The sequence below is a fragment of the Brachybacterium timonense genome (assembly GCF_900258505.1).
Classification (GTDB): Bacteria; Actinomycetota; Actinomycetes; order Actinomycetales; family Dermabacteraceae; genus Brachybacterium; species Brachybacterium timonense.
Genome location: NZ_LT984895.1, coordinates 1 through 23,953, shown reverse-complemented (window position 1 = coordinate 23,953; position 23,953 = coordinate 1). Strand labels below are relative to the sequence as shown.

Annotated in this window: 19 protein-coding genes; 10 read left to right on the top strand and 9 right to left on the bottom strand. The window is 68.0% G+C overall.

Annotation, left to right across the window (positions count from 1 at the left end; genetic code table 11):
• Window positions 1-2 precede the first annotated feature (2 nt).
• Window positions 3-401 carry an ArsR/SmtB family transcription factor gene (locus C8271_RS00095; RefSeq protein WP_106507757.1) on the bottom strand — a complete coding sequence of 133 codons (399 nt, stop codon included), beginning with the start codon at window positions 399-401 and terminating at the stop codon, window positions 3-5.
• 80 nt (window positions 402-481) lie between these two features.
• Here C8271_RS00095 and arsB point away from each other — a divergent pair, with 80 nt between their 5' ends.
• Window positions 482-1,570: an ACR3 family arsenite efflux transporter gene (gene arsB, locus C8271_RS00090; protein ID WP_106505598.1), complete on the top strand. Its 1,089-nt coding sequence runs from the start codon at window positions 482-484 to the stop codon at window positions 1,568-1,570.
• A 168-nt stretch (window positions 1,571-1,738) separates the two neighbouring features.
• On the top strand, window positions 1,739-2,170 hold the full coding sequence (locus C8271_RS00085; protein WP_106505597.1) for an arsenate-mycothiol transferase ArsC: 432 nt from the start codon (window positions 1,739-1,741) through the stop codon (window positions 2,168-2,170).
• A gap of 480 nt (window positions 2,171-2,650) precedes the next feature.
• Here C8271_RS00085 and C8271_RS00080 read toward each other — a convergent pair whose 3' ends face one another.
• Together C8271_RS00080 and C8271_RS00075 are read right to left on the bottom strand one after the other, a co-directional pair.
• Window positions 2,651-4,351: an FAD-dependent oxidoreductase gene (locus tag C8271_RS00080; RefSeq protein ID WP_106505596.1), complete on the bottom strand. Its 1,701-nt coding sequence runs from the start codon at window positions 4,349-4,351 to the stop codon at window positions 2,651-2,653.
• Between the two features lie 36 nt (window positions 4,352-4,387).
• A complete protein-coding gene (locus tag C8271_RS00075) occupies window positions 4,388-5,746 on the bottom strand; it encodes a YeeE/YedE family protein (RefSeq protein WP_106505595.1) in 1,359 nt (452 codons plus the stop codon).
• A 321-nt stretch (window positions 5,747-6,067) separates the two neighbouring features.
• Here C8271_RS00075 and C8271_RS00070 point away from each other — a divergent pair, with 321 nt between their 5' ends.
• The 3 genes from C8271_RS00070 to C8271_RS00060 are packed head-to-tail and all read left to right on the top strand — an operon-like array spanning window position 6,068 to window position 8,894.
• Window positions 6,068-6,868 (top strand): ABC transporter permease, encoded by an 801-nt coding sequence (locus tag C8271_RS00070; RefSeq protein WP_245920668.1) that lies wholly within the window; start codon window positions 6,068-6,070, stop codon window positions 6,866-6,868.
• Window positions 6,868-8,022 (top strand): taurine ABC transporter substrate-binding protein, encoded by a 1,155-nt coding sequence (locus C8271_RS00065; RefSeq protein WP_106505593.1) that lies wholly within the window; start codon window positions 6,868-6,870, stop codon window positions 8,020-8,022. Before C8271_RS00070 ends, C8271_RS00065 begins: the two co-directional genes overlap by 1 nt.
• Complete coding sequence (locus tag C8271_RS00060) at window positions 8,019-8,894, top strand: ABC transporter ATP-binding protein (protein WP_245920666.1); 876 nt, start codon at window positions 8,019-8,021, stop codon at window positions 8,892-8,894. Before C8271_RS00065 ends, C8271_RS00060 begins: the two co-directional genes overlap by 4 nt.
• A 278-nt stretch (window positions 8,895-9,172) precedes the next feature.
• On the opposite strand, the gene C8271_RS00055 is transcribed toward C8271_RS00060, so the two are convergent.
• A complete protein-coding gene (locus C8271_RS00055) occupies window positions 9,173-10,132 on the bottom strand; it encodes a sugar-binding transcriptional regulator (protein WP_106505592.1) in 960 nt (319 codons plus the stop codon).
• A gap of 178 nt (window positions 10,133-10,310) precedes the next feature.
• Between C8271_RS00055 and C8271_RS00050 the strand changes: the two genes are divergently transcribed.
• The 3 genes from C8271_RS00050 to glpK all read left to right on the top strand — a co-directional run bounded on the left by C8271_RS00050 (window position 10,311) and on the right by glpK (window position 14,740).
• The gene (locus tag C8271_RS00050; protein WP_106505591.1) at window positions 10,311-12,053 is read left to right on the top strand and encodes a glycerol-3-phosphate dehydrogenase/oxidase; all 1,743 of its coding nucleotides are present in this window, start codon (window positions 10,311-10,313) and stop codon (window positions 12,051-12,053) included.
• A gap of 252 nt (window positions 12,054-12,305) precedes the next feature.
• On the top strand, window positions 12,306-13,049 hold the full coding sequence (locus C8271_RS00045; RefSeq protein WP_106505590.1) for an MIP/aquaporin family protein: 744 nt from the start codon (window positions 12,306-12,308) through the stop codon (window positions 13,047-13,049).
• A 149-nt stretch (window positions 13,050-13,198) separates the two neighbouring features.
• Window positions 13,199-14,740, top strand: coding sequence for a glycerol kinase GlpK (gene glpK, locus C8271_RS00040; protein ID WP_106505589.1), 1,542 nt, complete (start codon window positions 13,199-13,201; stop codon window positions 14,738-14,740).
• A gap of 82 nt (window positions 14,741-14,822) precedes the next feature.
• On the opposite strand, the gene C8271_RS00035 is transcribed toward glpK, so the two are convergent.
• Entirely contained in the window at window positions 14,823-15,830 is a 1,008-nt protein-coding gene (locus C8271_RS00035) for a sugar phosphate isomerase/epimerase family protein (protein WP_245920665.1), read from the bottom strand.
• 210 nt (window positions 15,831-16,040) lie between these two features.
• Between C8271_RS00035 and C8271_RS00030 the strand changes: the two genes are divergently transcribed.
• Window positions 16,041-18,209, top strand: coding sequence for a DUF2264 domain-containing protein (locus C8271_RS00030; RefSeq protein ID WP_106505588.1), 2,169 nt, complete (start codon window positions 16,041-16,043; stop codon window positions 18,207-18,209).
• 6 nt (window positions 18,210-18,215) lie between these two features.
• Here C8271_RS00030 and C8271_RS00025 read toward each other — a convergent pair whose 3' ends face one another.
• Complete coding sequence (locus C8271_RS00025) at window positions 18,216-19,214, bottom strand: hydroxyacid dehydrogenase (RefSeq protein ID WP_106505587.1); 999 nt, start codon at window positions 19,212-19,214, stop codon at window positions 18,216-18,218.
• Window positions 19,215-19,803: 589 nt separating this feature from the next.
• Between C8271_RS00025 and C8271_RS00020 the strand changes: the two genes are divergently transcribed.
• The gene (locus C8271_RS00020) at window positions 19,804-20,289 is read left to right on the top strand and encodes an NUDIX domain-containing protein (RefSeq protein ID WP_106505586.1); all 486 of its coding nucleotides are present in this window, start codon (window positions 19,804-19,806) and stop codon (window positions 20,287-20,289) included.
• An 88-nt stretch (window positions 20,290-20,377) separates the two neighbouring features.
• Here the strand turns inward: C8271_RS00020 and C8271_RS00015 are convergent, their stop codons facing one another.
• The 3 genes from C8271_RS00015 to C8271_RS00005 form a co-directional block, all read right to left on the bottom strand.
• Window positions 20,378-22,324: a 5-oxoprolinase subunit B/C family protein gene (locus C8271_RS00015; RefSeq protein ID WP_245920664.1), complete on the bottom strand. Its 1,947-nt coding sequence runs from the start codon at window positions 22,322-22,324 to the stop codon at window positions 20,378-20,380.
• Window positions 22,321-23,079 (bottom strand): LamB/YcsF family protein, encoded by a 759-nt coding sequence (locus C8271_RS00010; RefSeq protein ID WP_106505585.1) that lies wholly within the window; start codon window positions 23,077-23,079, stop codon window positions 22,321-22,323. Before C8271_RS00010 ends, C8271_RS00015 begins: the two co-directional genes overlap by 4 nt.
• A 103-nt stretch (window positions 23,080-23,182) precedes the next feature.
• Window positions 23,183-23,953, bottom strand: a 771-nt coding sequence (locus tag C8271_RS00005) for a hypothetical protein (RefSeq protein WP_342751924.1), incomplete at its 5' end; no start/stop codon positions are given.

The following is a 23,953-nucleotide window of genomic DNA, read 5'->3' as shown; positions in this document are numbered from 1 at the left end:
GCTCACCCAAGATCGAGCAGATCGCGCAGCTCGCTGAAGGCCTCCGTGACGACGGTGTAGTGCGCCCACCGTCCGTGCTGCTCACGGCTGAGCAGACCCGCGTCGACCAGTCTCTTGGCGTGGTGGCTGATAGTGGGCTGACTGACGCCGAGCTCCGCGGTGAGATCGCAGGTGCAGGTCGGTTCGCAGTCACGGGACGCGATGTGGGATAGCAGACGCAGACGCGTTGGATCCGATAGAGCTCGCAGGCGCGCGGCGAGCCTCTTAGCCTCGGCGACATCGAGCGGGGCGGTCATCAGAGAGCAGCAACCGGCGCTGTTACCCGGACCAGTAGTGCAGTGGTCATGGTTTTCTGGCTCAGGCTCCTCGCCGGCGGAGGGGTCGATCGCATCGGCGCACATGCGTACAGCATACATTGACGAGCATCGATGCGATTGAGTAGGGTCGTATAGACAGAAGTCGATACGTGTAGCAGGGAGCTATGACCACCACCGAATCGAACAGGCACACCTCTGTCGCTGCCGAGATGTCCTTCCTTGACCGCTGGCTGCCGGTCTGGATCCTGCTCGCCATGGCCGTCGGCCTTACGCTGGGCCGCTTCGTTCCAGGCCTGGATGATGCGCTCGACGCTGTCAAGGTCGGCGGGATCTCCGTGCCAATCGCTCTGGGTCTGCTCATCATGATGTACCCGGTGCTGGCCAAGGTCCGTTACGACGAAACCCGACGCATTGGCACCGACCGCACCCTCCTGGTCACCTCCCTCGTGCTGAACTGGATCATTGGCCCCGCCTTCATGTTCGCCCTGGCCTGGATCTTCTTGGCCGACCTGCCCGAATACCGCACCGGGCTGATCATCGTGGGGCTTGCACGCTGCATCGCGATGGTGTTGATCTGGAACGACCTCGCCTGCGGCGATAGGGAGGCCGCCGCTGTGCTCGTGGCCATCAACTCCGTCTTCCAGGTGCTGGCTTTCGGCGCCCTGGGATGGTTCTACCTGCAGATCCTGCCGTCTTGGCTCGGGCTCGAGACCACCTCTGCCGAGTTCTCCGTTGGCGCCATCGTGATCAGCGTCCTCGTGTTCCTCGGTATCCCGCTGGTAGCAGGGTTCCTCACACGGTTTCTCGGTGAGAAGGCCCGCGGCCGCCAGTGGTACGAAGAGCGCTTCCTGCCGCGCCTTAGCCCTTTCGCCCTGTACGGCCTGCTGTTCACCATCGTGCTCCTGTTCGCCCTCCAGGGCGATGCGATCACATCCAACCCTCTGGACGTCTCCCGAATTGCCGTGCCTTTGCTGGTCTACTTCGTCGTGATGTTCTTCGGTGCGCTGCTTCTCAGCCGTGCCGTCGGCCTGAACTATGCACGCTCTACTACGGTCGCGTTCACTGCCGCGGGTAACAACTTTGAGCTCGCCATCGCCGTGGCCATCGGCACCTTCGGCGTCACCTCCGGGCAGGCCTTGGCCGGCGTCGTCGGCCCCCTTATCGAGGTCCCCGTACTGGTGGCACTGGTCTACGCTTCAAAAGCCCTGGGGTACAGGCTGTTCGCAGGCGACCCAACCCTCCCGGACCGCTGACGTCCCCGGTTCGTGGCGGGCGTGGACGGATGCGACCGGCGACCCTCCCGGACCGCTGACGTCCCCGGAGTTGGAGACTCCTGTCTTCCAGCTCCGGTCTCTGTTCCCGCCTCCGGTCTCTGTTCCCGCCCCAGACCCGCCCGCGTTGCACCACGATCGGAGCACACCATGACTCAACGCCCCACCGTACTGTTCATCTGCGTCAAGAATGCAGGCAAATCCCAGATGGCTGAGGCGCTCCTGCGCCACTATGCCGGCGACACCGTGGAGGTGACCTCTGCTGGCACCAGGCCGGGCAGCGCCATTAATGCAACCTCTGCCGAGGCCATCGCCGAAATCGGGGCGGACATGTCCGCTGCCACCCCGCAGGTCCTCACCCCGGAGATGCTGCGCGCTGCTGATCGGGTGATCATCCTCGGCCGTGAGGCCGTTGTCGAACCGGTCAACGGCATGCACGCCACGATCGAGACCTGGGATATCGGCGAGCCCTCCGAGCGTGGCATTGAGGGCATGGAGCGGATGCGTGGTGTCCGCGACGACATCGACGCGCGCGTCCGGAACCTCTACCAGGAGCTTCGATCGGGGTCCACCGCCGGCTGATTGGGGGCTTTCGCTGGGGATCTACACTCGTCGGGTTCCCGAGTGTCGGGGAGGATTGCGCCTGATCCGACCAGCGCTCGGGTTTTCACAAGCAACACATGCCCGCCCCGGCGAGGGTGATCAGACGCGTGAGTTCGCCGTGGAGCAGGAAGAAACGAGTCTGCCACGCCCTGATCGATGCGGTCCTGCTTCGACCAGTTCTGCAGCGTATGTGGTGAGATCCTGTCGGGGTGCCACCCACAATGGTGCAGGCGACCCAGGCGGAGCACTGCTCGTTGCCGGCGCGTTCTTCCATGAGGTTCCGGGCTCGCGTCGAGAACACGGGGCAGTTACGAGGCGTGATCCGATCCACCGTGAAAAAGGAGTTCGGAACGATATCCAGAACGCATCACGATGGCGGTGGCGGCGGTCCTGGTGGTTACCGGGGTGCAGCGTCGGCGGCAGCCCGGAAACCGGGTCGCCGCCGACGCAACTTGAGGATCAGGCGAAGTTGTACTCCGTCACGATCGGTTCTCGGTTGCTGGCTTGGTCTTCAAACCACTGCTCCATGCAGATCCCGAGGTAAGAGCCGGAGATATTCACGGCATTTCCCACTCCTAGCTGCCCGAGCGCCCGCACCTGGTTGTAGGAGCGCTGTGAGGAGCGGCAATGGACGTACACGGGCCGGTCTGTCGGAATCTCCGACAGTCGATCACGGAACTGTGACAGTGGAATATTCACCGCAGTTCTGATGTGGCCAGCCGCGTACTCATCGGGCTCACGGGCGTCGATGATGAACGCACCAGACTCCACCAGCTCGCGCACCTTCGTCACGGGCACCTGTTCGAACTCTCCGTTGAGGATGTTCTGCCCCACGAGCGCCGCGTGGATCACGACGTCCTTCGCGGTGGAGTACAGCGGTGAGTAGGCCAACTCGGTGTCAGCGAGGTCCTCGAGCGTCCCATTCATGGTGATCAGCGTGGCGATGATGTCGATACGCTTATCAGCGGCGCCCTTGCCAACAGCCTGGGCACCCAGTACCCGTCCGGTCGGTTTCTCGAAGAGAAGCTTGAAGAACAGCGGCTTCGAATCCGGCATGATGCCCACCGAGTCGCCAGGGATCACGTAGACGAAGTCATAGTCGACCCCGGCTTCCTTCGCCTGCTTCTCGTTAAGGCCCGTGGACGCTGCGGTGTAGTCAAACACCTGGACGACGCTTGAGCCGATCACGCCACGGTTGCGAGTGGGGCGGCCGTAGATGTGGTCGGCTGCGGTGCGAGCTTGGCGCTGAGCCGGGCCAGCCATGGCAAGCAGGGACGGCTTGCCGGTGAGACGGTGGGTGACTTCAATGGCGTCTCCCACCGCGTAGATGTACGGGTCCGAGGTTCGGAAATTCTCATCGACCTTGATGCCGCCGGTGGTGCCGATCTCTAGTCCTGCGGCCTTTGCCAGGGCTGTCTCCGGACGCACGCCAACGCTCATCACGACGGCCTCGGCCTTCACGACCGTGCCGGATGCTAGTTCAACCTCATCGTTGCGTATCTCCACAAGTGAATCGCCCAGGTGCAGGTCGACGCCTTGATCAACCAGCTCCTTGTGAAGAATCGCGGCAAGTTCCGGATCCAGCGGGCTCAACACTTGCGGAAGAGCTTCGATGATGGTGACCTTGCGGCCGCCGTGCACGAGGTTTTCCGCGACCTCAAGGCCGACGAAGCCAGCGCCGACGACGACAACCTCCTTGGCATCTTTGGCCACGAGGTGGCGCTGCAGCGCGTCGATATCCACCACGTTGCGGATGGTGAAGACGTGGTTGGTGTCGATGCCGGGGATCTGTGGGCGGATCGCCGCAGCTCCCGGGGAGAGGGTCAGGGTGTCGTAGGCCTCCGTGGTCGCCTCACCGGTGGCGACGTCTTTGACGGTGATGGTCTTCTCCGCCGGGGAGATCGCGATGACCTCGTGCCCGGTACGGGCGGTGATCCGGTACTGGGCCCAGAACTGCTCGGGAGACATCAGCACCAACGTGTCGGCGTCAGCGATGGTGCCCGACAGGTGCCAGGGGAGGCAGCAGTTCGAGAATGAAACATGTGGACCCCGCTCGAACATGATGATCTCGGCCTGCTCGTCGAGTCGGCGCAGGCGGGCTGCGGTGGAGGCGCCGCCGGCTACACCGCCGATGATCAGGTGGCGTTTGGTGGTGGTCATGGGGATCAGTCCTTTCGTGCATCCGCTGGGGTCGGATCAGCGATCGGTGATGCGGTGCTCGGGCAGCTTGGTCGGGTTCAGGGCGATGTGACGGCTGGGCGGGATGATGTTGAGCTTCCCCTCGAAGATCTTCAGACCGGCGGTGGCACCGAGGACGAGGAAGACCCCGAACACCCAGCCGCTGAGGGAGCCGACGGACAGGCCGGAGAAGAGGGCGCCGATGTTGCAGCCGTCGGCCATGCGGGCACCGAAGCCCATCAGGGCACCGCCGCAGGCGTAGATGGTGACGTCCCGGGCGTTGAAGTCCCAGTCGAACTTGAAACGTCCGGCCAGCAGCAGGGCGTAGGCCGCACCGATCAGCAGAGCCAGGTTGCGGACGGTGCCGCCGTCGTTGAGCAGACCACCGTCGATCGCGGCGTTGGCCTTCTCCGCCCAGCCGGCGGAGAATTCGATGCCCAACAGACGCATGAGCGCGACGTCCCACGTGGTGAAGGCTGAGGTGACTCCCCAGGCCTTGTGGGTGGTGACCAGGATGAAGATCCACAAGAAGGCGAGCATCATCGCGGAGGTCATGAACGTCCAGCGGGTGCTGAACAGGTTGTGCCACAGGCGGTAGCTGAAGAAGCGGTCGGTGCGGCCATCGGTGTCACCGGGGATCGGCTGCAGCTCCTTGGGGGTCTCGACTCGCTCGACGGTGCCCTCACGCTTCCGCTTGCGCTCGTAGCCCCAGACCATCATGTAGATGATCCCGAAGCCAAGCAGGGTCGCGAGCATCGCCCCGGGGTAGCCGAACCAGTCCGGCAGGTACACGGTCCAGCCTTCGCCGAGAGCGTGCTCGATCGCCGAGCGGCCCATCTCGCCAGGGATTGAGAACAGCACGAAGGTCACCAGGGCGATGACCGCGCGGACGTAGCCCTCACCGGCGTCGGTGAGGCATCCGGAGGCGCAGGCGCCTGCCATGATCGCGCCCATGCCGAACAGGAACGCGCCGATCATCAGCGGGATGCCGATAGGGGCGATGTTTGCGTGGCCTATCAGCTCGCCGTCCTTGTCCATCGGGAGCAGGCCTGCGGTCTGTGCCCACTGCCAGGACAGGGTGAACAGCGTGGTCACGGTGAACATCGTGATGAGGGCGGTGGTGAGGCTGCCCTCGCCGATGATGTAGATGCGCTTGACGCCGCCGGCGAAGCCAAAGGCGCCACGCACCAGCACGTAGCCGAGGCAGAGTCCGGCGGCTCCGAACAGGGCGAACTTCACCGGCTTCTCGGCGAAGAGAGAGCCGATCAGAATGCCGACGACGAGGATGCCGAGTGCGATCAGCGGCTGGTGCTTCGGGAACGTGGAGGAGAGGCGTGTGATCAGTGCTTCGTCGCGTTCGATGGTGGGGAGACTCATCGTGGCCCTTTCGCGGAGAGCGTTCGTGAGGAGACGGGTCCCGGATCGCCTGGGCTGGGTGGTCCGCCGAGTCGACGGGCAGTCCTTCGACTGCTCCGTCGACTACGAACGATGTTAGAAATGGGAACGGGTGTCATACAGGACGACGGTCCCGGCGCCTCGGGTCGGACGAGCCGGAAGGTGGCTTACATGGGGCAGGCGGAGCGATCCGGAGCGTCATCGGGACCTCTGGCCGCGAAATCGTCCACACCGGCCGGTGATCTGTCCACGGGCTCCCGGCCTGCGCCGACGCAGGAACGGCCGTGTCGGACCGGTCCTCTGGTGCGGCGGATCGGGCTCCAGCTCGCCTCGGTGCTCGTCCTCCTCGCGCTCTGGGCTTTCGTCGCCGCGATGCGATGGGTGGATCCCCTGTATCTGCCCGGGCCGGGCGCCGTGTGGGACGCCTTCGTGCGCGCGAACTCCTGCTACCCGATCACTGAGGGCGCCGCCCGGAAGATCTGCGGCGAATCCAACTACTACCTGTGGGAGCACCTGGTGGTCTCCTTGCAGCGGATCGGTGTCGGCGTGGGCCTCGGTGCGCTCGCCGGAGTCGTGGTCGGTTACCTGATGGGCTCCTCACGGCTGCTGATGTTGTTGGTCAACCCGTATCTGAACTTCCTGCGGGCCCTGCCTCCACTGGGGTACATCGGTCTGTTGGTGGTGTGGGTCGGCATCGGCGAGTCCTCCAAGTACTGGCTGCTGTTCCTGGCCGCTTTCCCGCCCGTGGTCATCGCGACCATCCAGGGTGTCGCCTCGGTGCGCGAGGACCAGCTACTGGCCGCCTCCTCGCTCGGGGCCGGTCTGCGTGAGCGGGTGATGACGGTGATCCTGCCGTCGTCGCTGCCGTACGTCGTGCAGGGCATCCGCCTCGCCACCGGGTTCGCCTGGACCACAGTGGTCGCCGCTGAACTGAACAACGGCATCCCGGGCATCGGCGGCCTCGCCTTCCAGTCCGGTGTGCAGCTGCAGACGGCCCTGACGATCGCCTGCATCCTGGTGATCGGACTCGTGGCGGTCGCTCTGGACCAGGTGATCGTGTGGATCGGCCGGGCACTCGTGCCGTGGCAGGGCAAGGAGGTCTAATGAACGCATCGCACATCGCCCGCACGCTGGCGCCGAGTCCGCTGCGGCCACGCCCTTCACCGTTGCGCACGGGGCCGCTGAGTCTCGCGCCGCTGGCTGTGTTCCTGGTCGTGCTGCTCGCGCTGACCTCCTGCGTGCAGCCCGGCCGCACCGTCCATCCCGACTCCGACCCGGTGGTGGGGGCCGAGTGCCCTGTCGCTCCGGACCCGTCGATCACCACGCACGCCCGGATCGCCTGGCAGGGCATCGCTAACGGCGACCTGCTCGTGAAGGACCTGGGCCTGCTCGAGAAGTGCATGCCCAACGCCCAGATCGACTGGGTGCGCTTCAACGGCGGCAACGACGTGATCCAGGCCTTCGGCTCGGGCTCGATCGACATCGGCATCTACGGATCCTCCGCCGGGGTGAAGGCGATGAGCCCGCCCCTGGACCTGCCGATCTCGCTGGTGTGGGTGGCCGATGTGATCGGCTCGGCCGAGGCCCTGGTGGTCTTCGATGCGGAGATCGAGACCGTTGAGGACCTCAAGGGGAGGACGGTGGCCGTCACCTTCGGCGCCACCCCGCATTATGTGCTGCTGTCGATGCTGGCCGACGCCGGCATCGCCGATCAGGTCGAGGTCATCAACCTGGCCAACGACAAGATGCCGGCGGCCGCCCGCACCGGACAGATCGACGCTGCCTGGACCTGGGAACCGACGCTCACTGAGTTGGTCGAAACCGGCGGGCACGTCGTCGTCGACAGCGTCGAGGCCGCAGCGAAGGGTTACGTCACCTTCGACATGCAGACCGCGCGTGACGAGTTCCTCGCCGCAGAACCCGAGTTCATGGCGATGTGGACCCGCGTGCAGGGCCGTGCCGCCGAGATGATCGCCGAGGACCCGGCGACCGCCGCCGAGTCGATTGCGGCGCAGCTCGGTGTCCCGCCGGACGTGGCTGCCGCCCAGATGGAGGGTTACATCTACCTCAGCGCGCAGGAACTCTCCGGGTCTGAGTGGATGGATGTCGCGCAGGAGGGGACGAGCAGCGGAGCTGCCGAGTCCATCGCCTCGACGGCCGAGTTCCTCGCCGCGGTCCGCATGACCTCCGGCGCCCACGACCCCGGCCAGTACGACGGGATGATCTACCGCGACGGTTTGAGGGAGGCGTTGGGGTGAGCGGCGAGCAGAGGCGAGCGCACGACCCGGACGGTGCGGTGGGAACTGCCCGGCACAGCCCTGCGGACGAGGTGGACTCGGACGCTGTCAACGCGCCGACACTCGATCTGCACGGGGTGAACCACCGCTACCTCACCGATGCCGGAGCCTTCGTGCACGCCCTGGCCGACGTTGACCTCACTATTGAGCCGGGCTCCTTCGTCGCTGTTGTCGGCCCTTCGGGTTGCGGCAAGACCACGCTGCTGCGCCTGCTCGCCGGGTTCCTCACCCCGAGCGAGGGGAGCGTGAGCGTGGACGGCGAGGCCGTGGACGGTCCGGGGCCCGACCGCGGCGTCGTCTTCCAGCAACCCAACCTGTTCCCCTGGTGGACCGTGCGACAGAACGTGGAGGCTGGGCCCCGCTACCGGAAGGTGCCCGCCGCCGAGCGCCGACGAGTCTCCGACCACTACCTGGAGATGGTGGGTCTGGCCGACTTCGCCGACGCCCGCCCGTACGAACTGTCCGGCGGTATGAAACAGCGTTGCCAGATCGCCCGCGTGCTCGCCAACGACTCCTGTGTAGTGCTCATGGACGAGCCGTTCGGGGCTCTGGACTCCTTGACGCGTCGGCGCCTGCAGGGCGATTTGCTGGAGCTCCACCATCGGCGGCAGGACACCGTCCTGTTCATCACCCACAGCGTGGAGGAGGCCGTCTACCTGGGGGACCGTGTGCTGGTCATGTCACCCCGCCCGGGACGCATCGTGCACGACGAGCGGCTGCCGGAGTACTCCGGGGTCGGCGAGGAGAGGATCCATGTGGTGCGCACCGACCACGAGTTCGCCGAGACCGTTCGACGGATCACCGAGATCATCGAGGGCGAGGAGCTGGGTTAGGTCGGCAGGCTGGGCGCGGTGACCGGGCTGGGCGCTTAAGGCGGGCTGAAACAGCCGGGGCATGTATATCTGTGGCGGTATGCGTGGGGCCGCGGCACTATTGGCACAGCTCCATGAATACGTCCCTGGAATGACAGGTTGGCAGGGTGGAGGAGCGGCAATGGCGGCTGGCGCTGCGGCTGTGGCGAGGGTGACTGTGTGAGTGGCAGCAGCCGGTGACTGTGACGGAAGTGGCGTCGCCTGCGGGCGGTGAGTGTCGGGTGCCGGGCGCCGACGGGTTAGTCCAGGGCGAGCAGGGCTGTGGCTGTCGCTTCGTCGATCACGACGTCGGTCGCCGCCCGCGCCTGCAGCGCCGCATGCACCGGTGCGGCCTTCCGCGCCCCCGACGCCACCAGCACCCGACGGGGAATGCGCGCGAGCCGGTTGGGATCCACGCCTGAGCTGCGTCGGTTGATCGGGAGGTCACGCCAGCTGCCGTCAGCGCGCAGAAAGACGGTGCACACATCGGCCACGGCCCCGTCGGTGTGTAGCGCATCGAGGTCAGCGGGGGAGAGGTAGCCGGAGGCATGCACGTGACTTGGCACCTCTGCGTCGAAGGCCCCCACGCTGAACACCGCGAGCGAACAGGCTGCCTGGTGGTCCAGGACGCGCTGCACCGAGCGTTCTTGCCACAGCGCCTCCCGCGTCGAGGCATGGTCGAAGAAGGCCGGCACTGGGAAGTGGATGACCTGTGCCTGCCATTTCGTACCGAGCAGCCCGATCACTGATGTCACGTGGTCCATACCGGAGCTTTGCGTGTTCACCGCTCCGTTGAGCTGCACGACCTTCAGCCCCCGCACTGGTCGTGCCCGCAGCTCGTCGGCGAGGGCCGACAGGGTGGTGCCCCAGGCGATGCCGACTGTCATCTCCGGTTGGACCAGGGCATCGACAGCCTCTGCCGCTTCGGCCGCGACGCGGTGCAGCCGAGTCTGCTGTGAGTCGTCGGGGCGAGCCGGCACCACCCGGGTGCGGACCCCGTACCGCTTCTGGACGGCGCCGCGCAGATCGGCGACGCGGCTCGCATCCGGCGGCCGCAATGAGATGCGGACCAGTCCGGCATCGCGTGCATCGCGCAGCAGTCGGGAGACAGTCGAGCGAGACACGTTCAGCTGGGTGGCGATGTCCTCCATCGTCCGGTGGCCGTCGTAGTACATCCGTGCAGCTTCGTAGGCCGTATCGAGGCGCGTGCGCTGGGGCATTCGTTCAGTGTTGCACGAATGTGCAGTCTTCTTGCCGGATGGCAGCCACCTGTTCACGATGGGACCAACGTCCCGGACCCGCCGGGACACCCCGCCGACGGGGCAGCCCCGCAGATCACCACAGATCTGCCGCCGGGCTCGTCGACGGTGACGGGAAACTGAGCCGAAGGAGCCCGCTGTGCCCACCCCCGCCGCGACCCCGCTCTGTCTGGACCAGCGCAACCGCGACCTGGATCGCCTGGCCGCCACCAGCGCAGACGATCCGCTCGACGTGCTGGTCGTCGGCGGCGGAGCAAACGGCACCGGTGCAGCCTTTGACGCTGCCACCCGCGGCCTCAGCGTCGGCCTCGTTGACGCGCAGGACTGGGCCTCCGGAACCTCCTCGCATTCCTCGCACCTCATGCATGGCGGCCTGCGCTACCTGCAGATGCTCGACTTCACGCTGGTCGCGGAGGCCCTGCGCGAGCGCGACCTGTACCTCACACACACCGCTCCGCACCTGGTGAAGCCGATCCGTTTCGTCTTCCCCTTCTTCACAAAGGTCATCGACCGCGGGTTCATCGGCTCGGGCGTCGCCCTCTACGACGCGATGGCATCCGTCGGCCGCAAACGCGCCGTCCCCTTCCACCGGCACCTCAGCCGCACGCGGATGCTCAAGCGCTTCCCGGCGCTGGATGGGGAGAAGATCGTCGGCGCCCTCGAGTACTGGGATGCCGAGTTCGACGACGCCCGCTTCGCCATGATGCTCGTGCGCTCCGCCGTCCAGCACGGCGCCGCAGCCTGCACCTACACCCGCGTCATCGACTACCTTAAAGAGGGCGGGCGCGTGGTGGGCGCCCGCGTGCGCGATGAGCTGACCGGCCGAGAGATCGACGTCCACGCCCGCACCACCATCCTGGCCGGCGGCGTCTGGACCCAGGAACAGCAGGAGCTCGCCGACGCCCCCACCGGCCTGGAGGTGCTCGCCTCCAAGGGCATCCACATCGTGGTGGAGAAGGACAAGATCCCGGCCGACGCCGACACCGGTGTGATCACTCAGACCGAGAAGTCTGTCCTGTTCCTCATCCCCTGGGACGAGTACTGGATCATCGGGACCACCGACACCCCATGGACGCAGAACGTCGCCCATCCGGCCACCACCAGCGACGACATCGACTATGTGCTCGAGCACGCCAATGCCGTGCTCGCATCCGACCTCACCCGCGAGGACGTGATCGGAACCTATGTGGGTCTGCGCCCGCTGCTGCAGCCCGTGAAGAAGGGCTCCGGTGCCTCCACCAAGGTCTCGCGCGAGCACACAGTCATGGAGGTCGAGCCCGGCCTGACTGCGATCGCGGGTGGCAAGTGGACCACGTACCGGGTGATGGCTGAGGATGTGGTCGATCATGCGATCCGCGACCTGTTCCCGGGACGCCCCAGCCTGACCGCGTCGATCCCCGTGATCGGTGGCCAGGGCTACGAAGGCATCGTTCGGGAGAAGCACCAGATCGCCGCCCGCTACGGCTTCGACGATATGCGCATCGACCGGATGCTGTTCCGCTACGGCACCCTGCTGCATGAGGTGCTTGCCCTTATCGACGAGGACGCCTCGTTCGCGACCCCGCTCGAGCATGCGCCGCGGTACCTGCGTGCGGAGATCCTGTATGCCGCGCGCGCTGAAGGCGTGGTGCATCTGCGGGACGTGGTCGAGCGCCGTACCCGCCTCGAGTACGAGGTCCGTGACCGTGGCGCGGCTGCTGCTGAGGAGATCGCGAGCATCGTCGGCCCCGAACTGGGCTGGGACGAGGACCGCACCCGAGCAGAGGTCCAGGCGGTGAAGGCGATCATCGATGCCCGGCTCGAAGGCGAGAGCGTGACGAGCGACGTCGAGGCAGCGCGGCTTATCGGGGAGGCCCAAGCGGCCCGCCCCACCGGGGACTGATCGCCCGTGACTGCCCCGGACCGTGGCCCGTTGGGCTCGCGCGCCGAATCTCGTGACCCCGGGTGCCCCGTAGTTCTCGTGACTCAGGGTGCCCCATGGTCCGATCCCTTTTCGGCCCACCGTTCGCCACGTCCTGTGACGACGTGCTCCCGTCGACCGTCCCTGCGTCACATCCCGTGACGCCGGCCGACTCATAGCCCGGCCCCGACACCCGGCGCGGGCCACACCCCACCCATCTCAATGAGGAGAACAATGCTCGCCACGATTTTCCTGCATGAAACCGTGGGCACAGCGATCCTGCTGCTGTTCGGCGTCGGTGTTGTCGCCAACAACATCCTGACCTCCACCAAGGGGAAGGGAGGCGGCTGGCTGATGGTCAACGTCGGCTGGGCTCTGGGCGTCTTCTGCGGCGTCTACGTGGCCTTCGGCACCGGAGCTCACCTGAACCCGGCGGTCACCCTGGGGCTGCTCGCCAACGGCTCCCCCATGTTCGCCGGTAACGAGGCGGCCGGTCTACCGGAGATCCCGGCCACCTTCGCGACCGTTACCACCTATCTGATTGCCCAGGTCATCGGCGGTTTTATCGGTGCGGCGCTCGCGTGGATGGCGTACTACAGGCACTATGACGCCGAAACGAATCCGGCGCTGATCCTGGGCACGTTCTCCACCGGCCCAGAGATCCGCTCCTACGGCTGGAACCTCATCACCGAGATCATCGCGACCTTCGCGCTCGTCTTCGTGATCATCATGTTTGGCCACACCCCCACCGAGATGGGTCCGCTCCCCGTTGCACTGCTGGTGCTGGCGATCGGCGCCTCCCTGGGCGGACCCACCGGGTATGCCATCAACCCCGCCCGCGATCTGGGTCCGCGCCTGTTCCACGCGGTCGCTCCGATCCGCAATAAGGGCGGCTCGGACTGGGGCTACGCTTGGGTGCCTGTCGCCGGCCCGATCATTGGCGGCGTGCTCGGCGGCCTCGTGGCCCTCGCCTTCTGACCCAACCCCTGCGCGGCACGGCCGATACACGATCCCGGCCGCACCCCAGCACCATTGGCTTCCCGCCCATTGACCCGTCGGCCCCACCACTGGCGCCGACCCGCGTGTCCACAACACACCGACAACCACATCACCACGAAGGAGTACTGATGTCCGAGCAGATGTACGTCATGGCCATCGACCAGGGGACCACGTCCACGCGTGCGATCATCTTCGACCACGACGGTCAGATCGTCTCCAACGGCCAGCGCGAGCACGAGCAGATCTTCCCGCGCTCCGGCTGGGTCGAGCACGACCCCCAGGAGATCTGGGCCAACGTCCGCAAGGTCGTCGGCGAGGCCCTCGTCGAAGCGGAGATCAACCGCCACCAGCTCGCCGCCGTCGGCATCACCAACCAGCGTGAGACCGCCGTGGTCTGGGACAAGACCACCGGTGAACCCGTCTACAACGCGATCGTCTGGCAGGACACCCGCACCCAGAAAATCTGCGACCGTCTCGCCGGTGACGAGGGGGCCGATAAGTACAAGGAGCGCGTGGGACTGCCTCTGGCCACCTATTTCGCCGGTCCCAAGGTCGCCTGGATCCTCGAGAACGTCGACGGCGCCAAGGAGAAGGCCGAGGCCGGTGACCTGCTCATGGGCACCATCGACACCTGGCTGCTGTGGAACATGACCGGCGGCACGAACGGCGGGATCCACGTCACCGACGTCACCAACGCCTCGCGCACCATGCTGATGAACATCGACACCCTCGACTGGAACGAGGAGATCGCCGCCGACATGGGCATCCCGATGTCGATGCTCCCGGAGATCAGGTCCTCCTCCGAGGTGTACGGCAAGGGCCGCAGGCAGGGCCTGCTCATCGACACTCCGATCGCCGGCATCCTGGGCGACCAGCAGGCCGCCACCTTCGGCCAGGCCTGCTTCGAGGTGGGCCAGGCCAAGAACACCTACGGCACCGGCAACTTCATGCTCATCAACACCGGTGAGGACCTGATCCGTTCCGAGAACGGTCTGCTGACCACCGTCGCCTACAAGATCGGCGACAACAAGCCGGTGTACGCGCTGGAGGGCTCCATCGCCGTGACCGGCTCCCTCGTGCAGTGGGTACGCGACAACCTGGGCCTGATCAGCAGCGCCCCCGAGATCGAGGACCTCGCCTCCCAGGTCGACGACAACGGCGGCGCCTACATCGTCCCGGCGTTCTCCGGCCTGTTCGCCCCGCACTGGGAGTCCGACGCCCGCGGTGTCTTCGTGGGCCTGACCCGCTACATCAACAAGAACCACATCGCCCGCGCGGCTCTGGAGGCCACCGCCTTCCAGTCCCGTGAGGTGCTCGACGCGATGGAGGCCGACGCTGAGAAGGCCGGTGTCGAGCTGTCCGAGCTGAAGGTGGACGGCGGCATGGTCGCCAACGAGCTGCTCATGCAGTTCCAGGCCGACATCCTCGGCGTTCCCGTGATCCGCCCGAAGGTCATCGAGACCACCGCGCTCGGCGCCGCCTACGCGGCGGGCATCGCCGTCGGCTTCTGGAACGGTGAGCAGGACGTCATCGACAACTGGGCAGAGGACAAGCGCTGGGAGCCCACGATGGATGAGGAGACCCGCGAGCGCTACATTCGTCTGTGGGTGAAGGCAGTCGAGCGCACCCGCGGCTGGATGGATGAGGACGTGGACGCGCTGTACGGCTGAGCCCATTCCGGTCTGAGCAGGACCGCCCCGGCCCTCGCCCCGGCCCTGGCCCTTGAGTGGGTTCGGGCCGGGCGGCTGCGGCTCAGCGGGCGCCGGCCTCCGCTACCAGCGTGCGCAGCGTCTCCGCCTCCCGGGGCAGCAGCCGTGGAGCATCATCCGGCACGAATTCGAGCAGAGCGTCATGGTCTGTCTCGTCCGCGGCGAGCACCGCGAACACCTCGTGCCACAGGTCTGAGCGTTGGGCGAGCGGAATCCGTTCATCCCACGGCCACCACGAGAACACGTGCACGGTGGAGACCTGCGGCAGCAGCTGGCGCAGGTCGGCCACCGCCTCTGCGGTGCCCTGGCCCAGGTTCGGCTGCCAGTAGGTGCGCAGCGACGGATGGTCGGTCTCGTGCAGAAGACGCAGCGAGGAGCCCAGATCGTCGGTGAGCGTTCCGCGATGGTGTTCCAGTCCGATCTCGATGCCGTCGGCCGCTGCGCGCTCGCACAGTGCTCGCAGACGGGAGGTGAGAACGCTCCGTGCCTGCTCGTCGACCTCGGCGGAGCCGGAGTCCCCCGCCCAGATCCGCACCCGCGGCGCACCGAGCGCGCTGGCCGAAGCCAGCACCGCCTCGACCTCGGCGTCATGCTCGTCCTCGGGACCTGTCAGGCGTAGATATGAGCCGTACGAGAGGACCTCGAGCCCGGCCTGCTGCGTGAGCGCGCGGACCCGTTGGGCAGTTTGCGTGTCACCGGCTGGCACATGGACGTCCCCGCCCCACTCGATCCCGGTGAGGCCCGCATCGGCGGTCAGAGCGATCACCTCCTCGACGGGCAGGGCGCGGAAGGTCACTGAGCACAGTCCGGGTCGGATCATGGCGTCTCCTCGAGTAACGGTGAGCAGTGGCAGTTCAGGGCACGAGGGCCGCGACGGGAGGATCGCCGAGGAATCGCTCAGGTCCAGCAGGCCCACAGGGCCGTACGTGACCAGGAGAAGGGCGAGCTCGGCGGGCTTCGCCTCGCGCTGTGCGGCTTCACCCCGCACGCGATGTTCGCCGTGGTCACGACCTCGCGCATGGCGCGTCATCGCCGATGCGGCGGGCCGCATCGCCCTCCGCGAGGTCGGCGTTCGGATCGATCACGGGCATGCTTCCATCGTAGGCGCCTGACCGGTGCGGACTTCGGACGCGGCAGAGCCGGTCCATCGTATGCCAGCGTGCAGGGCTCGACGGTTCGGCCGTGCCGCGCCCTGGCGGTGCCGCCATCACAACACGCCATCGGTCGGCCCATTAGCGTGGAGCACGGCATCGCGTAGGCGGTGCAGGAGACCGATTTGGAGGACCGTGTGATCGTTTCCGGCGCCCACCGCTCTCGGGCAGAGCCCTGCCGAGCACACCCCATCCCTGATCTTCCGCCTGCCGACCGCGAGCTCTCCCCGCACACCGGTCTGGGCCGGCCTCATTGGGAGCGTGTCGCTGACCACCTGCTGGTCTCACTGCGCCCGTTGGCGAGCGAGAACTGCGCGCGCATCACGCCTCCGGGGCCCGTGAGCAGCAGCGGTGTGGAATCTGACGGCCTGGAGGGCTTCGCCCGCACCTTCCTGCTCGCCGCATTCCGTGTCGCCGGGGCACAGGGCGAGGACCCGCATGGTCACCTCGAGCTTTACCGGCGTGGCCTCGAAGCCGGCGTCGACCCGGAGGCGCCGGACCGATGGGTGCGGCCCAGCACGCATGGCCAGGCGAAGGTCGAGGCCGCCTCGATCGCGATCGCGCTGGATCTGACCCGAGCCCAGACGTGGGACCTGCTCCCGCCAAGCACACGCGACCGACTGATCGACTGGTTCGCCGAGGTGATCGGCAGCGGCTATCCGCCCAACAACTGGGCTTGGTTCCGGATCGTTACGATCACGTTCTTGCGTTCGGTCGATCACCGCTTCCGCACCGGTGAGCTGGCCGCGGCGGCATCGGCCGATCTGCGCGATGCGCTTGCTCTGCACGAGTCCTTCGCACGTGACGGCGGCTGGTTCTCCGACGGAGCGAAACGTTCCTTCGACCACTACGGCACCTGGGCGTTCGCTCTCTACCCGACGATCTGGACCCGCATGCGGGGTTTCCCCGGACTGCTCGAGGACGGTGTCGTGACCGCCGAGGACGTGCAGCGCTCCCGCGAGCGTCTGGCAGGGTTCACCGCGGATGCCGTCGGGCTCGTGGGGGCCGACGGGGGTCCGCTGATGCAGGGCCGCAGCCTGATCTACCGGATGGCCACTGCCACACCGTTCGGCACCGCCGCGCTCGCCGAGGTCCAGCAGGTTGCCCTGACCGAGGATCGCGCTCGACTGCGCCCAGGCGTGCTGCGGCGCGCCGCGTCCAGCCAGCTGGCCCATTTCATGGAGCATGGCGTGCCCGATGCCGACGGTCTGCTGTCCGTGGGGTGGTTCCACGAGTTCGCGCCGATGGCCCAGACATACTCGGGATCAGCCTCGCCCTACTGGGCCTCAAAAGCCTTCGTCTCACTGCTCCTGCCGGCCGATCACTCCTTCTGGACCGCCACGGAGGAGCCGTTGCCGATCGAGGACCCTTCGGCTCCGCGGGTCGAGGCGCTGCCCGCCCCGGGATGGATCGTCTCGCGCACCCCGGATGACGGGATCGTGCGGGTGCTGAACCACGGGACCGACAACGGTCGTGCGGGCCTGGAGAGCATGGATTCCCCGGCGTACGCCCGGACCGGATACTCCACCGCGACCTGCCCTCCCCTGGCAGGGGCCGCACTTCACCCACCGCATGACCGGATCGTCGCCGAGGTGCATCCCGAGCACGGACCCTCCCATCGCGCCGGATTCACCTCTCTGCGCGTGGATGTGCATCGATCCGGTGCCTCCGATCGGACGGCACGGGTCGGCGTCGGCATCACCCGTCAGCACTGCCATTGGGTGGATCCGGACCTGGACGGCCACGACCACGGCGCCGGCTTCACCGGGACAGTGCAGGGCGGGGCGACGTTGATCGTCGCCGAACTGGTGCGTGACGGTCAGGAGATCAGCGTGGTCCATGCGCCGGAGGGCACCGAGCACCCGGTGATGCTGGCCGGGTGGCCTGTGACGGGGTCTGAGGATGCAGCCGTGGCTCTGGACGACGATGCGGCCGACGGCGCCGAGGCGAGCCCTGGTGCGGTGGTCGTCGGCGGGGCGATCTGCAGCGCGATCACGCCGGTGCTCGGTGAACTCGTCCCGACCATCCACCGGGAGGAGGGGACCTCCCCACTGGGCCCGATCGTGACGATTCCCCAGCTGCGCAGCGATCCCCTTCCCGCCGGTGCTGTGATCGCCGCCCGCACGGTTCTGGCCGGTTCAGCGCGCTGCGACCGAGCCCCGTCACCCGTGCAGGCGCCGACACCGGATGTGCGAGATCTCGGAGGAGGCCTCGTGAGCGTGCGCTGGGCAGATGGCACCTGCCTGGATCTCGCGCTCGGACAGGCGCCAGAGGCCTGACGGTGCTCAGGCGGTGATGTGGAACGTGGCGGGGTCCACCGGTGCCAGCGGCGGCAGACCCTGCACCCACCGCTCCGCCTCCACCACCGCGGCCGTCGCCATTCGATGCAGCTCGTTGCCGAGCGATCCGGCGATGTGCGGGGTGAGGATCACGTTCGGGGCGTCCCACAGCGGGTCGTCGGGGCCGAGGTTCTCATTGACATCGAGCACCGCGTCCAGCCGTCCGGCCAGCACCTCCGCACGCAGCGCATCGTGGTCGACCAGCGCGGGGCGTGCCGTGTTGATGAGCGTGGCCCCATCCCGCATCCGCGCCAGCAGGTCGGCGGAGACCAAGCCTCGTGTGGACGGCAGGTCCGGGGCGTGGACGCTGATCACGTCGCAGCGGTCGAACAGCTCGGGCAGCTCGACCTTCTGCGCCCCGAGCGCCTCGATGTCCTCGGCACTCGCATAGGGGTCGCTGATCAGCACGCCGAGATCCAGGGGGCGCAGCAGCTCGGCGACCCGTCGGCCGATCCGGGAGGCGCCGATCAGGCCGATCGTCGCGCCGTGGTTCCCGTCGCGGGCCGGGTCCCAGGAGCGGTCCTGGCCACGGGAGGTGCGCAGTCGCTCCTCCCGGCGCCGCGCGCTCTTGCGGGCCAGGATGATCTGCGCGAGCGTGTATTCGGCGACGGGCACCGCGTTCTCGCCGGCCGCCGAGGTGACCAGCAGGTCCCGGTCGGTGATGGCCTCGGCGGGGATGAGGCCGCGCACCGAGCCGGCCGTGTGCACAACAGCTCGCAGGGCAGGCATCCGACGCAGAACATCCCCGGTCAGAGGCGGCGCGCCCCATCCGGTGACGATCACGGCGGTGCGGGCGAGCTCCTCGTCCGCGAGGGCGGACCAGTCCTGCACGACGGACGTTGCATCAAGGTCGAGCACAGCCGTCAGCCGGTCCCTCAGCTCAGGGGTGAACAGCTGGGCAGGCAGTGTCGGGGACATGGCGAGCAGCGCATGGGGTCTGGTCATGAGGCGGACTCCTGTCGTTCCGCTGATCGTCGCACACCCTCCATCATCAGCAGGCGGACCAGAGGGCGGCTGATGGTGGTGGCGGAGACGCTGGTCAGTCGCGTGCCCGGATCTCCAGTATCCGGTCGATCCGCCCGTGCACCCGGACAATCGCTCGGGCGTCGGCCCGGGGATCGGTCCCGTCGTCGGCCGGGGATCGGTCCCGTCGTCGGCCGGGGATCGGTCCCGTCGTCGGCCGCCCCCGTCGAGTTCGTGGATACGTTGCGTTTTCGCACGATTTCCACGAACTCGATGACAGGGGCCCGGGCCTCGGTGGTGAACCTGAGCCCCCTCGCGCGACTCGTCGGCCCGGCATTGGGCGTGACCGGTCACGCCCGACGGACTGGTCGCGCCCGACGGGCTGGTCGCGCCCGACGGACTGGTCACGCCCGACGGACTGGTCACGCCCGACGGGCTGGTCGCGCCCGACGGACTGGTCACGCCCGACGGACTGGTCACGCCCGACGGACTGGTCGCGCCCGACGGGTCGGTCGTGCGCGACGGCCCGGCAGCAGGTGGACGTCGCCGCAACCCGCGCCACAATGGGGGTATGCCACACCTGCTGCCGGAGCCGGCTTACTTCGCGTCGCTGCCCAAGGCGATCATGTCCGGGGCGGTGATCCTGCGCGATGAGCACGGACGCCTGCTCGTGGAGCAGCCGAACTACAAGGACCACCTGCTGCTGCCGGGCGGCAGCGTGGACCCCGGCGAGGATCCCCGCGAATGCGCCCGACGCGAGGTGTGGGAGGAGCTGGGGCTCGACGTCGAGATCGGCCACCTGCTGGCGGTCACCTGGGCGCCGGCGCGTGCCGCGAGCAATGCACCGATGGGCGCGCACTTCCTGTTCGACGCCGGCGTGATCCCTGCGGCGCAGCTGGAGCAGCAGATCGTGCTGCAGCATGAGGAGCTCGACGCCTGGGAGCTGATCGAAGAGAGCGACCTGGATCGGCTGGGTCGGTGGGGCGCTGCACGCGCCCGGCATGGTCTCGCGGTGTTGCGCGGAGAGGCACTCCCGGATCTGGTGACTCGGCCCTGACTCGAAGCCGCCGGGGTCTCAGCCGGCCGCCCCGGCACGAGCCCGGCTCGATGTCAGCCGCTCCGATGCGAGCCCGGCTCGATGCGGATCAGGGCATCCGCCCGCTGTCGAGGTCGAAGCGCAAACGTTGCCCCGGGGCAGCCTGCGCGAGGAGATCCAGGCCGCGTCGGGTCACCACCGCCACCACGGGGTAACCGCCGGTGGCGGGATGGTCCGGACCGAACACCACTGGCAGGCCCGACGGCGGCACCTGGATTGCGCCGGGCACCATCGGTTCGCTGGGCAGGTCACCGCTCGTGGCCGACGGCAGCGGCGCGCCCTCGAGCCGCACACCGACCCGGTCCGAGTCCGACCTGACCTGCCACGTGGTTGCGCACAGCGCCGCGAACGCACCCTCGCCGAGCACGGCCTGGTGCGGGCCGGGCAGCACCGGGATCCGCACAGGCTCCTCACCATGCAGCAACGGTTGCGGGAGGTCACTGCTGGCGTGCATATCCGCGACGGGCCCGAGTGGTTCCGCGCCACCGACCGCGATCTGCTGACCAGCGGTGAGCGGATCTGGGCCCAGGCTCGAGAGCACATCACGTGAGCGCGAGCCGAGCACGAGCGGAGCTTGCACCCCGCCGCGTAGTGAGAGGACGATCCGCACGCCGGCGGTGGCCGCGCCGATCTGCAGCACATCGTCCGCGTCCAGGGCGATCGGACCCAGATTGCGGGCATCCTCAACGTCAATCCCCGCCGGGGCGTCCGAGAAATCGGCGCCGTCACGACCGACCCTGCGGCGCACAGTCACGGGGGTGATCGCACCATCGACGGCAAGGATCGTCGGAGCAAGGGCGCGCACCGAGAAGGGACCGAGCAGGATCTCCAGGCCGGCGCTGCTCGGCGGGTTGCCCACGGCTCGGTTCGCCCGACGCAGCGCGGCACGGTCGAATGCACCGGAGGTGCTCACACCAATGCGGGCCTGGCCGGGCCGGCCGGCGTCCTGCACGAGGGCGAGCGGTCCGGGGGTGATCACCTCAAGCACGGGTGGGTGGGACGGAGCGGACGTCGAGGTACGCGTGGCTGCGCGGGCGTGCACCAGGGCGCGGCGGGGCCGGAACCGCACTGTCGTGCCGGGGGAGAGCAGGGCGGCCGGAGTGCGCTCGGCATCGAACAGCAGCGCATCGGTGCGGCCGATCAGCTGCCAGCCGCCGGGCGACTCACGCGGATACACCCCGCAGTACGCAGCGGCGAGGCCGACGGCCCCGGCGGGCACCCGGGTGCGCGGCTGTTCACGTCGCGGCACCCGCCACGGCGGCCCCGCGGTGGCGGCAGCGGTGCTGTCACGCGCCGTGGCGAGTTCTCCGCCTGTGCCGTCACCGCCTGCAGTAGCCGTGGGCGTGAACCGTCCAGCGTGCTGCAGATCCTCGCTGGCTCGCCCTGTGCCGTCGTCGCTTGCAGCGGCGCGCTCGCCGTTGGCCACCGGCAGGAGATAGGCGAAGCCGGGCGCGAAACCAGCGAAAGCGGCCCGCCACAGCGTTGAGCTGTGCTGCGCGATGAGTGCCTCGATGCTCAGGCCCAGCAGGGCGGCGACATCCGCCAGATCCTCGCCGTCGTACACCGCATCCAGCACGACGTTGCGGCTCTGCTGCGGGGCTGACGTGGAGGAGGGCACGTGCTCGAGCAAGGCGGTGAGCACGGGCAGATCCAGTGGATCCGCTGCGGTGAGAAGCAGTGACCGCTCCGCGGGCACGGCCTCCACGAGCGCTCCCGGAGGGGCGACCTGCTCGATCGCGCGGGCAGCTGCGAGCACTGTCGCGGTGTTGGGGTACGTGGCGAGCAGCGCGCTGTGGCCCATCGGGTGCACCCGCAGCGGGCCCTGCAGGTGCGGCCTGGAGCTGCTGGTGTGCGTGGCCGGACTGTGCGGGGTGGTGGGGCTGTGTGGGGCGGCGGGGCTGCGCGGTTCTTCACTGCCCCGCGTGGCTGCTGAGCGGGGGTGCGACGGGCCGGCGCTCCGTCCCGTTGAGCCGGCGCTGCCCTGCGGCGTGGTCATCGCGCAGGCCGGACGGTGACGCCGGAGGCTTCCAGGTCTGCTCGCACCGCCCGTGCAAGGGCCACCGCCCCGGGGGTGTCACCGTGCAGGCAGATCGTGTCGCAGGGGAGCGTGAGCACAGTCCCGTCGGCCGCCGTCACGGAGTGATCCAGGGCGAGGGAGCGCGCTTGGGCGGTGACGGCGTGCGGGTCGGTGAGGACGGCGCCTGATTCGCTGCGGGGCATGAGCGTGGCGTCGGGCCGGTATGCGCGGTCGGCGAATGCTTCCCGCACCACGGGGATGCCGACGTGTTCGGCGAGCCGTGCGGCTTCGGAGCTGGGGGCGGCCACCAGTGCGAGGTCATCGTCGAGCTCCTGCAGCGCCGTGACGACCGCTTCGGCCTGCGCGGTGTGGTGGGCGATCGCGTTGTACAGCGCGCCGTGTGGTTTTACGCCGACCACGCGTGTGCCGACCACGCGGGCGATCGCCTGCAGAGCGCCGGTCTGCGCGATCACCTGATCTGTGAGCTCGGTGGGGGCGATATCCAGGAATCGTCGGCCGAAGCCAGCGACGTCCGGGTATGCAACGTGAGCCGTGATTGCGGCGTCGTGGGCGAGCGCACCCTGGACGGCGTGACGCATGGTCGAGGGGTCTCCGGCGTGGCCGCCGCAGGCGATGTTCGCGGTGGTGACCACCCCGAGCATGGCGGCATCGTCGCCGACGCGACGGATCGAGTCACCTTCCCCAAGGTCCGCATTCAGATCGATCACCTGCATGCCGCCATCGTAGGTGTGCCCAGGCGCGGCCGTCGGGCCCTCAGGGGGCCAGGGCGCCGGCGCGGTGCGACGTGTGAGGTCGTGTCTGGTGCGTGGGGGTGGTTTAGATGGTGCGGTGTGTGACGTTGGGGTCGGTGGGGCCTTCGTTCTCGGGTGTGCGTGCAGGGATGTCGGGGGTGTGCTTGCCGTCGCCGTCGCCGTCGCCGTCGGTGGGGGTGGTGGGTGTGTGGGGGTTGGTCAGGCGGCTGGTGAGGCTTGCGGAGTAGAGGGCGACGGGGTCGCTGGTGATGGTGATGGTGCCGTCGATGTCTTGCCAGGGCCCGCCGTCAACGGAGAACTGGCCAGCGAACGTGGTGGTCAGCGTGATGTCGTACCAGCCCTCGTACCGGTAGGTGGAGGTGACCTCCTCGGACGGGAACGGCTTACCCGGTTTGGTGGTGGTGATGGTGTTCCCATCCCCGAGGTCCCAGTGGTATTCGATGGGGATCGCCCGGATCTGCACCGGCGTACCCAGCAGTGTCGTTGCGAGGGTTTGCTCGGCCGGGTTGGTGTGTAGGACGTTGACCATGTTTACCGGCAGCCAGCCTCCCGGAGGACCTGCAGTGGCCTCCAGCGGCTTGACGGGGAGGGTGGCGAAGTCTTCGCGGGTGACGGTGATGACCACCGGTGGCGCCCCCGGGATGGCTGCGGTACCGGGGCTGCCGAGGGTGATGCAGCGGTGGCCGAGGTCTGTTCTGGTGCCGTCTGCGAGGGTGATCCGGGTGCCGCGTTGGGTGATCTTGTTCGGGTCGGCTGTGCCGCGTTGCGAGGGCTGGTTGATCAGCAGGCCGTCCTCGCCCTGCCCGTGCAGGGGCGGGACGTACGCGGCTTCGCA

Excerpts from the sequence above, each read along its gene's own strand:
- C8271_RS00045 (WP_106505590.1), top strand. The coding sequence starts at position 12,306 with ATGCTCGCCACGATTTTCCTGCATGAAACCGTGGGCACAGCGATCCTG.
- glpK (WP_106505589.1), top strand. The coding sequence starts at position 13,199 with ATGTCCGAGCAGATGTACGTCATGGCCATCGACCAGGGGACCACGTCC.
- C8271_RS00065 (WP_106505593.1), top strand. The coding sequence starts at position 6,868 with ATGAACGCATCGCACATCGCCCGCACGCTGGCGCCGAGTCCGCTGCGG.
- C8271_RS00010 (WP_106505585.1), bottom strand. The coding sequence starts at position 23,079 with ATGCAGGTGATCGATCTGAATGCGGACCTTGGGGAAGGTGACTCGATC.
- C8271_RS00075 (WP_106505595.1), bottom strand. The coding sequence starts at position 5,746 with ATGAGTCTCCCCACCATCGAACGCGACGAAGCACTGATCACACGCCTC.
- C8271_RS00035 (WP_245920665.1), bottom strand. The coding sequence starts at position 15,830 with ATGCGGCCCGCCGCATCGGCGATGACGCGCCATGCGCGAGGTCGTGAC.
- C8271_RS00095 (WP_106507757.1), bottom strand. The coding sequence starts at position 401 with ATGTGCGCCGATGCGATCGACCCCTCCGCCGGCGAGGAGCCTGAGCCA.
- C8271_RS00055 (WP_106505592.1), bottom strand. The coding sequence starts at position 10,132 with ATGCCCCAGCGCACGCGCCTCGATACGGCCTACGAAGCTGCACGGATG.
- C8271_RS00085 (WP_106505597.1), top strand. The coding sequence starts at position 1,739 with ATGACTCAACGCCCCACCGTACTGTTCATCTGCGTCAAGAATGCAGGC.
- C8271_RS00080 (WP_106505596.1), bottom strand. The coding sequence starts at position 4,351 with ATGACCACCACCAAACGCCACCTGATCATCGGCGGTGTAGCCGGCGGC.
- arsB (WP_106505598.1), top strand. The coding sequence starts at position 482 with ATGACCACCACCGAATCGAACAGGCACACCTCTGTCGCTGCCGAGATG.
- C8271_RS00025 (WP_106505587.1), bottom strand. The coding sequence starts at position 19,214 with ATGACCAGACCCCATGCGCTGCTCGCCATGTCCCCGACACTGCCTGCC.
- C8271_RS00015 (WP_245920664.1), bottom strand. The coding sequence starts at position 22,324 with ATGACCACGCCGCAGGGCAGCGCCGGCTCAACGGGACGGAGCGCCGGC.
- C8271_RS00020 (WP_106505586.1), top strand. The coding sequence starts at position 19,804 with ATGCCACACCTGCTGCCGGAGCCGGCTTACTTCGCGTCGCTGCCCAAG.